General features: G+C 73.3%; 11 protein-coding genes. 8 read left to right on the top strand and 3 right to left on the bottom strand.

Features of this window, described 5'->3' with window-relative positions; all coding sequences use genetic code 11:
• Positions 1–19 precede the first annotated feature (19 nt).
• Entirely contained in the window at positions 20–850 is an 831-nt protein-coding gene (locus tag IF46_RS0127485) for a MerR family transcriptional regulator (RefSeq protein ID WP_030491290.1), read from the top strand.
• A 4-nt stretch (positions 851–854) separates the two neighbouring features.
• On the opposite strand, the gene IF46_RS0127480 is transcribed toward IF46_RS0127485, so the two are convergent.
• Positions 855–2,066, bottom strand: a complete 1,212-nt coding sequence (locus IF46_RS0127480; RefSeq protein WP_030491289.1) for an SLC13 family permease — start codon at positions 2,064–2,066, stop codon at positions 855–857.
• A 118-nt stretch (positions 2,067–2,184) separates the two neighbouring features.
• Between IF46_RS0127480 and IF46_RS0127475 the strand changes: the two genes are divergently transcribed.
• The 3 genes from IF46_RS0127475 to IF46_RS0127465 all read left to right on the top strand — a co-directional run bounded on the left by IF46_RS0127475 (position 2,185) and on the right by IF46_RS0127465 (position 6,689).
• The gene (locus tag IF46_RS0127475; RefSeq protein ID WP_030491288.1) at positions 2,185–3,405 is read left to right on the top strand and encodes a sensor histidine kinase; all 1,221 of its coding nucleotides are present in this window, start codon (positions 2,185–2,187) and stop codon (positions 3,403–3,405) included.
• Positions 3,402–4,067 carry a response regulator gene (locus IF46_RS0127470; RefSeq protein WP_030491287.1) on the top strand — a complete coding sequence of 222 codons (666 nt, stop codon included), beginning with the start codon at positions 3,402–3,404 and terminating at the stop codon, positions 4,065–4,067. Before IF46_RS0127475 ends, IF46_RS0127470 begins: the two co-directional genes overlap by 4 nt.
• Positions 4,068–4,214: 147 nt before the next feature.
• On the top strand, positions 4,215–6,689 hold the full coding sequence (locus tag IF46_RS0127465) for an ABC transporter permease (protein WP_030491286.1): 2,475 nt from the start codon (positions 4,215–4,217) through the stop codon (positions 6,687–6,689).
• Positions 6,690–6,797: 108 nt separating this feature from the next.
• Here the strand turns inward: IF46_RS0127465 and IF46_RS0127460 are convergent, their stop codons facing one another.
• Positions 6,798–8,060, bottom strand: coding sequence for a nucleotide sugar dehydrogenase (locus tag IF46_RS0127460; protein WP_030491285.1), 1,263 nt, complete (start codon positions 8,058–8,060; stop codon positions 6,798–6,800).
• Positions 8,061–8,185: 125 nt separating this feature from the next.
• Positions 8,186–9,544 carry a serine/threonine-protein kinase gene (locus IF46_RS0127455; protein ID WP_030491284.1) on the bottom strand — a complete coding sequence of 453 codons (1,359 nt, stop codon included), beginning with the start codon at positions 9,542–9,544 and terminating at the stop codon, positions 8,186–8,188.
• A gap of 506 nt (positions 9,545–10,050) precedes the next feature.
• Here IF46_RS0127455 and IF46_RS0127450 point away from each other — a divergent pair.
• From IF46_RS0127450 to egtB, 4 genes are all read left to right on the top strand, one after another.
• Positions 10,051–10,683 carry an RNA polymerase sigma factor gene (locus IF46_RS0127450; RefSeq protein ID WP_030491283.1) on the top strand — a complete coding sequence of 211 codons (633 nt, stop codon included), beginning with the start codon at positions 10,051–10,053 and terminating at the stop codon, positions 10,681–10,683.
• Between the two features lies 1 nt (position 10,684).
• Positions 10,685–11,461: a hypothetical protein gene (locus IF46_RS0127445; protein ID WP_232234190.1), complete on the top strand. Its 777-nt coding sequence runs from the start codon at positions 10,685–10,687 to the stop codon at positions 11,459–11,461.
• Between the two features lie 156 nt (positions 11,462–11,617).
• Positions 11,618–12,853, top strand: coding sequence for an ergothioneine biosynthesis glutamate--cysteine ligase EgtA (egtA, locus tag IF46_RS0127440; protein WP_030491281.1), 1,236 nt, complete (start codon positions 11,618–11,620; stop codon positions 12,851–12,853).
• A 140-nt stretch (positions 12,854–12,993) separates the two neighbouring features.
• Positions 12,994–14,340, top strand: coding sequence for an ergothioneine biosynthesis protein EgtB (gene egtB, locus IF46_RS0127435; RefSeq protein ID WP_030491280.1), 1,347 nt, complete (start codon positions 12,994–12,996; stop codon positions 14,338–14,340).
• Positions 14,341–14,343 lie beyond the last annotated feature (3 nt).

The raw sequence follows: 14,343 nt of genomic DNA, 5'->3' as shown, positions 1-14,343 counted from the left end.
GGACGAGCGTGAGGGGACCATGTTCACCATCGGAGACTTCGCCAGGCTCGGCCGGGTGTCGGTGCGGATGCTGCGTCACTACGACAGCATCGGCCTGCTGCGCCCCGCCAGCGTCGACCCGCACACCGGGTACCGCTTCTACCGCGCCGACCAGCTGCGCCGGCTCAACCGGGTGATCGCCCTCAAGGAGCTTGGCCTCACCCTCGAGCAGGTGCGCGCGATCGTCGACGACGCCGTCGACGTGGCCGAGCTGCGCGGCATGCTGCGGCTGCGTCGGAGCCAGCTGGCGGAACAGTTGGCCGCCGACACGGCCCGGTTGACGGCCGTCGAGGCGAGGCTCCGCATGATCGAGTCGGAGGGTCGGATGACCACCCAGGACGTCGTACTCAAGGAGCTCGCGTCGGTCCGCGTCGCGGAGCTGACCGCCGTCTCGCCCAGTTATCAGAGCGAGGACATCGGGCCGGTGATCCAGCCGCTCTACCCGGAGCTGTTCCGTCGGCTGGCCGCCGCCGGAATCACGCCGACTGGGCCGGGCATCGCCTGGTACGAGCCGGCCCCCGGCGACGACGGCGACGCGGTGGTCGTGCACGCCGCGGTGACGGTCGGCGTCGGCGCGAGCGCGGCGTCCGACGTGGCGGTGGTGGACCTACCGGCGGTACGCACCGCCGCGACCATCATCCATCACGGTGCGATGGACGACGTCGAGCCGAGCATGCAGGCGCTCGCCCGGTGGATCGAGGAGAACGGCTACCGCACCGACGGCTTCGCCCGGGAGGTCTACCTCGAGTACTGCGCGGACACCCCGGAGAAGGGCGTCACCGAACTTCAGCTCGCCGTGTACCGGGACTGAGCGCTCAGCTCACCAGCAGGAGCGCGCCGACCGCGGCGAGCGTGCCGGTGACCGCGAGCAGAGTGCTGGCCAGCACGAACCGGGTCACCGGCACCGCCACGCCGGCCGCCCGGCAGCGCTCGAACCACAGCAGGGTGGCCAGCGATGCCCAGGGAGCGGCCAGCGGGCCGACGTTGGTGCCGATCAACAGGGCCAGCAGGCGGGTGTGGTCGCCGGTCGGCAGCACCGACTCTCCGGCCAGGTAGGCGGGCAGGTTGTTCACCGTGTTGGCGAGCAGCGCTCCGGTGCCACCGGCGCGTAGCGCGCCCAGCGCGCCGCCGTCGGTGCCGAGCAGGTTACCGACCAGGTCGTCCAGCCCGTGCCGCCCGAGGGTCTGCACCACCAGGAAGAGGCCGGTGACGAAGAACAGCAGGCGCACCGGGACCAGCCCCGGGCGCAGCGTGGCGGGGGAGCGGACGAGGAACCCGAGCAGCACCAGCGCGAGCGCGACGGTGGAGGCGATCTCGATCTCCACGCCGGCGAGGATGCCGGCGACGAAGATCAGGCAGCCGACGAGCGCCGTACGGTGCAGCACCGGGTCGGCCGGCACGTGCCGGGTCGGCGGGACGAAACGTCCACCGGCCGGCCTGTCGGGTCGCCACCACCCGAACCAGAGCAGGGCCATGGTGACCGTCACGGCGGCGAGCTGCGGCAACGCCATCCGGGCCGCGTACGCCAGGGGCGCCAGCCCGACCCGGTCGGCGGCGAGCAGGTTGGTGAGGTTGGAGACCGGCAACAGCAGGCTCGCGGTGTTCGCCAGCCAGACCGTGGTGACCGCGAGCGGGGCGGCGGGGATCCGCAGGTTGCGGGCCAGCGCGAGCAGCACCGGGGTGAGCAGCACGGCGGTGGTGTCGAGGTTGAGCACGAGGGTGGTCAGCGTGGCGAGACCGCCGCAGAGCAGGAACAGCACGCTCCAACTGCCCCGGGAGGCGATGGCCAGTCGGCTGGCCAGCACGTCGAAGACGCCGGCCACGGCGGTCAGTTCGGCGAGCACGATGACGGTGCCGAGGAACAGCAGCAGCGGCAGGATCCGGTGCAGGGTGGCGGTGGTCTCCGCGCGGGGCAGCAGCCCGCTCAGCGCGCAGGCCGCGCCGACCACGGCAAGGATGGCCGCCACCAGGTCGAGGGGGTGGGGCCGCCAGCGCGTGGTCGGTTCGGGCGGGGCGGCAACTGTCACATCTGTTCACGTTCGCACAGCGCCTGGCCGTCCGGTTCGCAACCCCCGTCCTGGTGACCGGCCCCACCGTGCCGGCACGGTGAGCTCCGAGGGCCGAGCGTCCCGGCACGTACGCTGGGTGACCGTGAGACGCACCCTGTTCGGTCGCCCGCTGCGCGGCGTCGCCTTCGACGTGGCCGTCGCCGCCCTGGTGGTGCTCGTCTCCCTGGCCGCGGCGGTGAACCAGCCGGGCGGCTGGGCGGCCACCGGGGTCGGCGTGGGGATGGCGGTGGCGCTGCTGTTTCGTCGTACCCACCCGAGCGCGGTGACGGTCGCGGTCGCGGCGCTCGCCCTGGTCCAGGTGATCGCCCGGTGGGGTCCCCTCCTCTACGACGTCGCCGTCCTGATCGCGCTCTACAGCGTGGTGAAGTACGGCCGGCGGCTGCGCGACGGCGTACTGGCCGGGGCGGTCGCGGCCGTCGGCGTGCTGCTGGCCGCCGCACAGACCCCCAACGTCATCCAGTGGTGGGCGACCGCGCTGTGGTACGCGCTGGTCACCGGCGCGGTGTGGTTGGTCGCCCTGAACGTGCGGACCCGCCGGCTCTACGTGCTCAGCCTGGAGGAGCGGGCCGCGACCCTGGAGCGCGAGCGGGAGGCCGAATCCCGGGCGGCGGTCGCCGAGGAGCGCACCCGGATTGCTCGTGAGCTGCACGACGTGGTCGCCCACAGCATGGCCGTGATGATCGTCCAGGCGGATGGCGCCCGATTCATGTTCGACCGTGACCCGGCCCAGGCGCGGACCGCCGTCAAGGTGGTCGCGGACACCGGCCGGCAGGCGCTGGAAGAGATGCGCCGGCTGGTCGGTGTGCTGCGCGACGCCGGCCCGGCCGGCGCGGACGGCGCCGACGGGCTGACGGTGGCGGCCGACCCGGAGCACCGGCGGCTGGCCCTGGCCGAGTTGCCCGACCTGATCACCCGGTTCGACGACGCCGGGCTGCGCATCCGCAGCACCGTCAGCGGTGCGCCACCGGCCCTGCCGCCGGGCTTGGAGCTGACCGTCTACCGGGTGGTGCAGGAGGCGCTGACCAACGCGCTCAAGCACGCCGGGGTCGGTGCCGGCGTCGAGGTCGTCCTGTCGTACACCGCCGAGGCCGTCGTGGTCCAGGTGGTCGACGACGGTCGGGGCCGCTCGCTGGTCAGCTCGACGCCGCCCGGGGGTCACGGCCTGCTCGGCATGCGGGAGCGGGTGACGGTGTACGACGGCAGCCTCACCGCCGGTCCCCGACTGACCGGGGGCTGGCAGGTCGAGGTCCGGCTGCCGCTACCGTCAGAGCCGGCAACGGAGGTGATCGCGGCATGACGGTCCGGGTGGTGATCGTGGACGACCAGGCGCTGGTGCGCGCCGGGTTCCGGATGGTGCTGGACTCCCAGCCCGACCTGGAGGTCGTCGGGGAGGCGATCGACGGCGCGGACGCCCTGCGGGTGCTCGCCCGCACCGAGGCCGACGTCGTCGTGATGGACATCCGGATGCCCACCATGGACGGGGTGGAGGCGACCCGGCGGCTCTGCGCCGAGCGGCCCGCGGGCCGACCTCGGGTGCTGGTGCTGACCACCTTCGACACCGAGGCGGACGCGTTCGCGGCACTGCAGGCCGGGGCGAGTGGATTTCTACTCAAGAACGTCCCGCCGGAGGAGCTGCTGGCCGCGATCCGGGTGGTGGCCCAGGGCGACTCGGTGGTGGCCCCGTCGATCACCCGGCGCCTGCTGGACCGCTTCGCCGGGCAGCTCGGCGCCGCCCCGAGCGCCGACCCTCGGCTCGCGCAGCTCACCGACCGGGAGCGGGAGGTGCTGCTGCTTGTCGCCCAGGGGCTGTCCAACGCGGAGATCGCCGCCCGGGTGCACGTGGCCGAGGCGACGGTGAAGACCCACGTCGGGCGGATCCTGGCGAAGCTCCAACTGCGTGACCGGGTTCAGGCGGTGGTCCTGGCCTACGAGAGCGGGCTGGTCACGCCCGGCGGATGACGCCGCGTACGACCTGGGTCGTAGCGGTCGGCGGGCGTACCGCTACCCGCGGCGCACGCCTGTCGAGCGCGCAGGTGGAGATCGACAGACCGGTGCCGGCCATAGCGTCGGAGGGGTCCGATCCACCACCTGCACCGGGAGCCTCGCTTGATCCGCCTGACCCTGCGCTCGTTGCGCGCCGAGGCGCTGCGCATGCTGCTCTCCGCGCTCGCCGTCGTGCTCGGCGTCGCGTTCGTCGCTGGCACCATGATCTTCGTCGACGGGATGCGGTCCGGGGCGTACGAGCGGGCCGGCACCTTCGACCGGCACACCGACCTGGGTGTCTACTCGGCCGGCCGCGAGGTGTTGCCCCCGGCCCTGGTCGACCGGGTGCGAGCGGTCGATCAGGTGGCCGCCGCAGCCGGTGAGCTGACCAACACCGCCGGGATCGTCGGTGCCGACGGTCGGCCGGTGCTCGGCTTCACCATGCTCGTCGCCATCCCCACCGAGGACGCTCTGCGCTCGTACGACGTGGTGGCCGGCCGGTTGCCCGACCGGGCCGGGGAGGTGGTGCTCGATGCGCCGACGGCGGCTGAGGAGGGCTTCGCGCTCGGCGCGGTCGTCCGGATCGGTGCCACCGGCGGGGCGGCCCGCCCGTACACCCTGGTCGGCACCGTCGACGTGGCTGGCACCGCCCGCGACGTCGGCGGTCCGTTCGTCGGCCTGGTCGGGCCGGACGCGCTGGCCCTCACCGGCGAGCGGGGCTACGGGCGCATCCTGGTGGCGGCCCGGCCGGGCGCCGACGTCGCGGCGCTCACCGACCAGGTACGGGCCGTGGCTGGCCTCGATGCCACCGTGAAGAGTCGCCAGCAGATCCTCGACGAGGCCGTCGAGGACGCGGTCCGCAACGTGGACCAGTTCCGCATGCTGCTGCTGATCTTCGTGGGGGTCGCGATCGTGGTGGCCGGCTTCGTGATCGCCAACACCTTCGCGATCGTGCTGGCCCAGCGCACCCGACGCACCGCGCTGCTGCGCCTGATCGGCGCCACCCGGGGACAGGTCTTCCGGTCCACCCTGCTGGAGTCGGCGGTGCTGGGGCTGGTCGCCTCGGCGCTCGGGGTGCTGCTCGGGGTGGCCCTCGCCGGCGGGTTGCGGCTGCTGCTGTCCGGACTGGACGTGCCGGTCACCGGTGGCCTGACCGTGACCGGTACGACAGTGCTGACCAGCCTGCTGCTGGGCACCGGGCTCACCGTGTGCGCCGCCCTGCTGCCGGCCTGGCGGGGGACGCGGATCGCACCGGTGGCCGCGCTCACCGACGCCGCGGTGCAGCCCAGCCGGGGCGCTGGTCGGGTTCGGCTGGGCGTCGGCGCGGTGGTGCTGACCGTCGGTGTCGCCGCGCTGGCCGGCGCCGCGAGCGCCGGCCAGCTGCTACTGGTGGCGATCGGCGGGGTGCTCGCCTTCTTCGGGATCGTGCTGTTCGGGCCGGTGCTCGTTCCGGCTCTGGCCCGGGTGTTCGGCTGGCCGGTGCGTCGCGTCCTGGGCACGACCGGTGACCTGGCGGTCGCCAACACGGTGCGCAACCCGCGGCGGGTCGCCGCGACCGCCACCGCCCTGGTGATCGGGATCGGACTGGTGTCGGCGTTCATGGTCGGCGCGCGCAGCACCAAGGACGGCATCGAACGCAGCGTGGACGCACAGATCGGGACCGACTTCGTGATCAGCGGAATCGGTCAGGACCTGCCGAGCGCCCTCGTCGGTGAGGTTGCCTCCCGCCCCGAGCTGGGTGTGGTGCACGAGCAGCGCAGCAGGGTCGTCGACCACGTCGAGATCCGCGCCGCCCACCCGGCCCTGGTCGGCCGGACGCTGAGCGGGGTGCTGGCCGGCGACGCCGAGCGGGTCGGGCCGGGGCTGGTGCTGGTGCACCGCGAGTTGGCGCGAGCCCGCGGCTGGCGGGTCGGCTCCCCGCTGACCCTCGCGGGGAGACCGTTTCGGGTGGCCGCCGTGGTCACCGACGACACCACCGGCGGCGAGGCTCCCGCAGGTCACGTCATCGACCTGTCCGACCAGGACTTCGCCACGCTCTTTCCCGCTCAGCGGGGCTACCTGGCCGAGATCGACCCCGCCACCGGGGTGAGCCCCGAGCGGGCCCGCGACGCGATCGAAGCGGTGCTGGGCCGCTACCCGACGGTGAACCTGATGGACCAGGGCGCGTACAAGAAATCGCTCACCGGCACGGTGGACATGCTGCTCGCCTTCGTCACCGCGCTCCTCGGCCTGGCCGTGGTGATCGCCCTGGTCGGCGTGGCGAACACGCTGAGCCTGTCGGTGGTCGAGCGGACCAGGGAGAACGCGGTGCTGCGGGCGGTCGGGCTCACCCGAGGGCGGATGCGGGCGGTGCTCGCCGTCGAGGCGGTGCTGATGGCGCTGGTCGGCGCGGTGCTCGGGATCGGGCTCGGCACCGGCGTCAGCGCGTCCACGATGGCCCTGCTCGACCGCCTCGGCGGCGACTTCCACGTGGTGCTGCCGCTGCGCCAGCTCGGGCTGATCCTCGGCGTCGCGGTGCTGGCTGCCCTGCTCGCCTCGGTGCTGCCAGCCCGCCGGGCGCTGTCCCGCCCGGTCGTCGAGGCGCTCGCCGATCAGTGACCGGCCGTCGCCCGGACCGGCCGGGTCGTCGCCACGGCGACCGGACGGACATCCGCTGGCCGGTCCCGCCATCTTCCCCGGCGGCGGGACCGGCCAGCGGTGCCGGGTCTACAGGCGCTCGACCATCGGGCCGACGCACCGGTTGCGGGTGTCGAAGACGTAGCGGGCATGCGCGACCACGAGGTCGTAGTCGAAGGTGTCGTGATCGGTGACCACCACCACCGCGTCGGCCGCGCGTACCTCCCGCTCGGTGAGCCCGACCACGGTGACCCCGGCGGGGATCTGGTGCGCCTCCGCGTACGGCTCGACGGCGTGCACCTCGGCGCCGAGGGCCTGCAACCGGCGGGCCACGTCGACGGCGGGGGAGTCCCGCATGTCGCCGGTGTTCTTCTTGTACGCCAGACCGAGCAGCAGCAGTCGGGCGCCGCTGACGGCCCGACCGTCCCGGTTCAGCCCCGCCATGATCCGCTGCGCGACGTGCTCGGGCATCTCGTGGTTGATGTCGTTGGCCAGCTCGATGAACCGGAACTGCCGACCGAGGCGGCGCTTGACCTGCCAGGACAGGTAGCACGGGTCGATCGGCAGGCAGTGGCCGCCCACCCCGGGGCCGGGCCGGAACGGCAGAAAGCCGAACGGTTTGGTCGAGGCGGCGTCGATCGCCTGCCAGACGTCGATGTCGAGGTGGTGCGAGAGCATGGTCAGCTCGTTGATCAGCGCGATGTTGACCTGGCGGAAGGTGTTCTCGATCAGCTTGGTCAGCTCGGCGACGCGGGTCGAGTCCACCGGCACGGTGTGCTCCACGAGGCGCTGGTAGAACTCGTCCACCCGGGCCAGCGACGCCGGGTCCACGCCGGAGACCACCTTCGGGGTGTTCTCCAACCGCCAGGTCGGGTTGCCCGGGTCGATCCGCTCCGGGCTGTAGCCGAGGTGGAAGTCACCGGGGCTGCTCAGCCCGCTGGCCGACTCCAACAGTGGACGCAGCAACTCCTCGGTGGTGCCGGGGTACGTCGTCGATTCCAGGATCACCGTGCAGCCTGGGCGCACGTACGGGCCGATACCGATCCCGGCCTGCTCGACGAAGCTCAGGTCCGGGGTGCCGTCGCGCAGCGGCGTCGGTACGGTGATGACGCAGATGTCGAACCCGTCGGCATCGGTGTACTCCGTGCTGGGGTGGTAGCGGCCGCTGCCCAACGCGCGGCCCAGCCGGTCGGCCGGGATGTCCTCGACGAACGACTCGCCGGAGGCGAGACGCTTCACCCGGTCGGCGTCGACGTCGAGACCGACCACGTCGAGCCCCGCCTCGACGGCCCGCATGGCCAGTGGCAGTCCGACATACCCCTGACCGATGACGACCAGCTTTTCAGCGCTCACCCAGGCTCCCGCAGCAGATGGTGTAAATGGCCTGCTGAGAGCCTAGAGGCGTCTTCGGCGCCGTAAGTCCGTTTTGGGGATATCGGTGCTTGTGGGGCTGTCGGTGCGCACCGACAGCGGCCGGCTCAGCCCGCCGGCACCCCTGGATCGACCGGCGGGTTCGAGGTGGTGGGCGGATCAGACGGCGGCGCGCTGGTCGGCGGCGGCGCCCCGGTCGTCGGCGGTGCGGTGGTCGGCGGCGCCGTGATGACGGTCGCCGTCGGCGTCGGCGAGTTGGCGGTCTGGCTGGGCCGCATGCTCGGAGTGGCAGAGATCGGGGCCGACGGGGAGTTGCCGGGCGGGTTCTGCCGGTCGGGCCTGCCTGGGTCGACGCTGGTGATCTGCTCGTTGGCTGCCGGAAGGTCGACTGCGCCGGTCGGCGCCACCGTCGGCGAGGTGGTCGGCAGATGAATCGCCGGGTTTTCACCGACGTCGCGCGTCGCGGCCAGTGCCGCGCCGAGCCCGACCAGCGCGACCAGCACGACCACTGCCGCGCCGACCAGCGGTCCCCGCCGTCGCCCGGTCGCCACCGCCGCGCCGGCCGGCACGTCCGTGCGGGTGCCCGGCCCGGCGTCGCGCAGCGCGACCGGAGTGGCCATCGCCGTCGGCGGCTCGCCGCCGGTGACCGCTGTCCGGGCGGCCTCGGCCATCGCCGCGCCGCTGGTGAACCGCTCCAGCGGGTCCTTGGCCAGGGCCCGCGACACCAGGGCGCGGACCGCCTCCGGAATGTCGTGCGGCAGCTCTGGCGGCTCGTCGTCCAGGTGCCGGACGGCGACCTGGAGCGGATTGTCACCGGTGAACGGCGGACTGCCGGTGAGGCAGCAATAGGTGACCGCGCCCAGCGCGTAGATGTCGGTGGCGCCGCTGACCGGCCGGCCGGCGGCCTGCTCGGGAGCCATGTAGAGGGCGGTGCCGGGCACCGCGTTGGTGCTGGTGATGCTGGTGATGTCGGTGGAGCGGGCCACGCCGAAGTCCACCAGGACGACCGTGCCGTCCTCGTGCACCAGCAGGTTGCTGGGCTTGACGTCGCGGTGCACGATGCCGCCGCGGTGCGCCGCGTTGAGCGCCGCGGCCGCCTGGGCCACGATCGACATGGTCTCGGCCACCTCGAGGCGCCCAGCCGTCTCGATCCGCTTGGACAACGGCTCGCCGGCGACGAACTCCATGACGAGGTAGTCCGCCCGACTGCCGTCGGGGAGGTCGTCCGCGCCGCAGTCGAAGACCTGCACGATGCCGGGGTGCCGCAGCGCCGCCATGATCCGGGCCTCGGCGCGGAACCGGGCGATGAAGTCGGGATCGGAGACCAGCGCCGGCAGCAGAACCTTGACCGCGACCTGCCGGCCGAGGATCAGGTCGGAGGCACGCCAAACGTCGCCCATCCCGCCAGTGGCGACACGTTCGTCCAAGCGGTAGCGACCGCTGAGCACGACCTCCGATGACAACACCGCATTACCGTACCTAGAGTGGCGCGCAGCGGCTCGCCGTGGCAGGGCCGCAGACGGCTGGTACCCCCGGACTGATCCGCCTGACCTGTGTGGACGCTCCATCTCGGTGACGCTTCGAAGGCGCGGTGTCACGAAACGCGATAATTTTCGTCGTAGGGATCGTCGGCGGCGGCAAGAAAGCGCCTTCAGGCCACCTGCTGTTACGGCGACGCGCCGTCTCGCAGGGCCGATAATTGTCACCCTTCCGTGACACGACGCCGACTTGTCGCCCCGTGCGCCCGCTCCTAGCGTTAGCCCGGCTCGGGCCCTCCCTGCCACCTGGCGGGCAGCCCGCCGAGCGACAATCCTGGCGTTGGCCACGGACACACAGACCCGACAAGCGTGGTCACGGGCACAATCGGATCGACGGAGGGCGGTGCGGTGCGGGTGCTGACCCGGCGGACGACTCGTATCGCGTGGTCTGCCCCGGCCCGGCCGGCACGCCCCCGGCGATGCGCGGACCGCGAATGACCGCCGACCTGTCGGCGGCGGTCAGCGCCGCGCAGGCCGGCGACGAGGACGCGTTCCGCCTGCTCTACCGCAGCCTCCAGCCGGGGCTGCTGCGGTACCTGACCGCCCTTGTCGGTGCCGACGCGGAGGACGTCGCTTCCGAGACCTGGCTACAGATCTCCCGTGACCTGCCCGGCTTCACCGGGGGTGAGTTCCGGGCCTGGACGGTCACGATCGCTCGTAATCGCGCGATGGACCACCTGCGTCGGCTGCGCCGCCGCCCCTCGCTCTCGGTCCCGGTGCAGGCGCTCGTCGATCTGGCCAGCGACGCGGACACCGCCGAGCGAGCCAGCGAGACGATCGGCACCGAGACCGCCCTCGCGCTGATCGCCACCCTGCCGCCGCGGGAGGCCGAAGCGGTCCTGCTGCGGGCCGTGATCGGGCTGGACGCCGGGTCTGCCGGTCGGGTGCTGGGCCGGCGGGCCGGTGCCGTGCGGACCGCCGCCCACCGAGGGCTACGACGGCTCGCGGTCCTGCTGGAGGCGCAGCGACCGGCCGAGTCGTCAGTCGGGGTCGAGGGGGTGCCGCCGCCGCGTACCGGGAACGGCTCCACCGTGCGGGCGCCGCGCGCCGAACCGGCGGACGGCTGACATGAGGGGACTCCCGATGAACCCGTTCCGGCGGGCCGACCAGGCCGACACCGAACGGCTGCTCGACTCGGCCCACGACGCCCGGCTGGATCAGGGCCGCCCCACCTCCACCGTGCCCACAGCCGAGCCGGTGGCCGCGTTGCTCGCCGCTGCTGCCGCCCCCGCCCGCCCGGGGGAGTTGGCCGGCGAGGAGGCCGCGCTGACCGCGTTCCGAGCCGCCCGGGCCGACCCGACGCCGGTCGTGCCGCGCCGGCCACGCCGTCGCCGGGTGACCACCGGCGCGGTGGCCTGGATCGGCGCGCTGGCGGCTACCGCCACCGCGGGGGCCGCCGTCGCCGCGGTCACCCGGGATCGGCCAGACCCGGTGCCACCGACGCCGTCGCGCACGTCACCCGAGCCCCACCAGGGCGTACCCGGCTCCGAGGAGCCCGGTCGGTCGGTGGCCCCCGGCACTCTGTCGCCTGGAGCGCCGTCGCCGGTCACCGCCACGCCACCGGCCATCCCGCCCGCCAGCCAGGTGCACGGCCTGTGTCGCGCGTGGCGGGCCAAGAAGCCCGATCAACGGGAGAAGGCGCTGCGCACGCCGGCCTTCCAGCGGCTGGTGACCGCCGCCGGCGGCCCCGCTGAGGTCGAGGCGTACTGCCAGCGGCTGGTGCCCGAGGCGAAGCCGACCGAGTCGGCGAAGGGGAAGACCTCCGAGTCGGCGAAGGCCAAGCCGTCCGCATCGGCGAAGGTCCCGCCGTCACCGCCGCGACCGGGCCACTCCGCCGCCGGCTGAACGTCGGCGGCTGGAGCGGTTTGGTTCCGCCCTGCATCGGAAATTCGTCTGTTAGACAGAGGTTGGTGGCGCCGTGCACGCCCCCGACGGTGTCGGTGGGTGGGTTTACGGTGGCACAGTGTGCCGGAGCCGGCACGCAGAGAGGGGGCCTGACCCTTGGTGACGTCACCAGACCTGGACCGCAGCGCCATCCTGCGCGAATCCGCAGCCGCAGGCCGACACCTCGCCCGGATCTGCTTCAAGACCGGCCCACCGACCCACACCGGCGTCGAACTGGAATGGACCGTGCACGACGCCGCCGATCCCGCCCGCCCCGTCGACGCGGCGCGGCTGCGGGCGGCGCTGGGGCGGCACAGCCCCGCCACGCTGGATGCCACCAGCCCGGCCGAGCCGCTACGACATGGCGGCATGGTCACCCTGGAGCCGGGTGGCCAATTGGAGATCTCCACCCCGCCCCGCCCCTCGGTCGCCGCGTTGATTCGCGCCACCGAGGCCGACATCGCCCAGGTCACCGACCTGCTGGCCGCCGCCGGCCTGATCCTCGGCCGCAGCGGCATCGACCCTCACCGACGGCCTCGCCCGGTGGTGGAGACCCCCCGCTACCGCGCGATGCGTGGCGCCTTCGACCGGCACGGCCCGGCCGGCCGCACCATGATGTACAGCACCGCCGGCCTGCAGGTCTGCCTCGACGCCGGTGAGCCGGACCAGGTCGCGGACCGCTGGGCCGCGGCCCACGCGGTCGGGCCCCCGCTGCTCGCGGCGTTCGCCTCCGCCGCTCGACACGCCGGGCGGCGTACCGGTTGGGCCTCCGCCCGGATGGCCGCCTGGCTGGCCATCGACCCGGCCCGCACCCGCCCGGTCTGGTCGCCGGGTCGCGCCGACGACGATCCGAGGGCGAGTTGGATCAGCTACGTGCTCGCCGCGCCGCTGCTCTGCCTACGCCGACGCACCACAGACTGGGCCGCGCCGCCCGGCGTGACCTTCGCCGACTGGCTCGACGGCGCGCTGCCGCAACCACCCACCACCGATGACCTCGACTACCACGTCAGCACCCTGTTCCCGCCGGTGCGCCCACGCGGCTACCTGGAGCTGCGCTACCTGGACGCCCAACCCGGTCGGGACTGGCGGCTGCCGCTGGCGGTGCTGACCGCCCTCTTCAGCGGTCCGGGCACCGTGCGCGAGTCGTCCACGATCGCCGCACCGGTGGCGCACCGCTGGTCGGCCGCCGCCCGGCACGGCCTGGCCGACCCGGCGCTGGCCGCCGCCGCGACGGCCCTGCTCGACCTGGCCCTGACCACCCTGCCCCGACTGGAGCTGCCGGCCGGCACGCACGACGAGATCCAGCGGGGGGTACGACGGCGGCTGGCCGCCACAGAGAGGAGAGACCAGTGAGCGCGAGGAGTGAGCCGGGGTTGCGAGCCTCGCAGTCGCGAACGGAGGGCGGCCCAGTGAGCGCGAGGAGTGAGTCGGGGTTGCGAGCCTCGCAGTCGCGAACGGAGGGCGGCCCAGTGAGCGCGAGGAGTGAGTCGGGGTTGCGAGCCGCGCAGTCGCGAACGGAGGGCCGTCTCGACGGGGAGCAGTTGCGCGACCGCATCGCGGGGGAGTTGGCGCGGGCCCGGGCTCGCACCACGTTGCTGACCGAGGTGGTCGACGACGCTGATCTGACGCGTCAGCACTCACCGCTGATGTCGCCGCTGGTCTGGGACCTCGCCCATGTCGGTAACCAGGAGGAGCTCTGGTTGGTCCGTGACGTCGGGGGCCGCGAGCCGGTCCGGTGTGACATCGACGAGCTGTACGACGCGTTCAAGCAGCCGCGTCGGGACCGCCCCGCGCTGCCCCTGTTGCCGCCCGCCGAGGCGCGCGCCTACCTGGCCACCGTCCGGGACAAGGTGCACGACCTGCTCGACGCGGTGGCCTTCACCGAGCGGCCGCTGGTCGCCGACGGGTTCGCGTTCGGAATGATCGTGCAGCACGAGCAGCAGCACGACGAGACCATGCTCGCTACCCACCAACTGCGCTCGGGGCCGGCGGTGCTGCACGCCCCGGCGCCGCCCGAGCCGTCGGTCCGGGTCGGCACGGAGGTGCTGGTGCCGGCCGGCGAGTTCACCATGGGCACCGACACCGACCCGTGGGCGCTGGACAATGAACGCCCGGCGCACCGCGTGGACCTCCCCGCGTACGCCATCGACGCCGCTCCGGTGACCAATGGCCAGTACGCCGCCTTCATCGCCGACGGCGGCTACACCGAGCAGCGCTGGTGGAGCCCGGCCGGCTGGGCCCACCGGGTGCAGGAGCAGCTCAGCGCGCCGATGCACTGGCGTCGAGACGGCGACGAATGGTCGTATCGGCGCTTCGGTCAGCAGGCTCGGGTCCGCGCCGACGAGCCGGTGGTGCATGTGTGCTTCTACGAGGCGCAGGCGTACGCGGCGTGGGCCGGCAAGCGGCTGCCGACCGAGGCGGAGTGGGAGAAGGCGGCCCGGTGGGATCCGACGACCGGGCGCTCGCGCCGTTACCCCTGGGGGGACGACGACCCGACCGAGGCGCACGCCAACCTCGACCAGCGCCATCTGTGGCCGGCGCCGGTGGGCGCGTACCCGGCCGGCGCCTCGCCGTTGGGCGTGCACCAGCTCATCGGTGACGTCTGGGAGTGGACGTCGAGCACGTTCGACGGGCATCCCGGCTTCGCCGCGTTCCCCTACCGCGAATACTCGGAGGTCTTCTTCGGCGACGACTACCGGGTGCTGCGCGGTGGCTCGTTCGGCACCGACCGGTCGGCCTGTCGGGGCACCTTCCGCAACTGGGACTATCCGATCCGCCGGCAGATCTTCAGCGGTTTCCGCTGTGCCCGCGACGTGCGACCGGACGAGTCGTACCGGTGAGTC

Source organism: Micromonospora chokoriensis, assembly GCF_000718555.1.
Classification (GTDB): domain Bacteria; phylum Actinomycetota; class Actinomycetes; order Mycobacteriales; family Micromonosporaceae; genus Micromonospora; species Micromonospora chokoriensis_B.
Note: the sequence above shows the minus strand (reverse complement) of the source record. Positions and strands in the feature narration are given on the sequence as shown.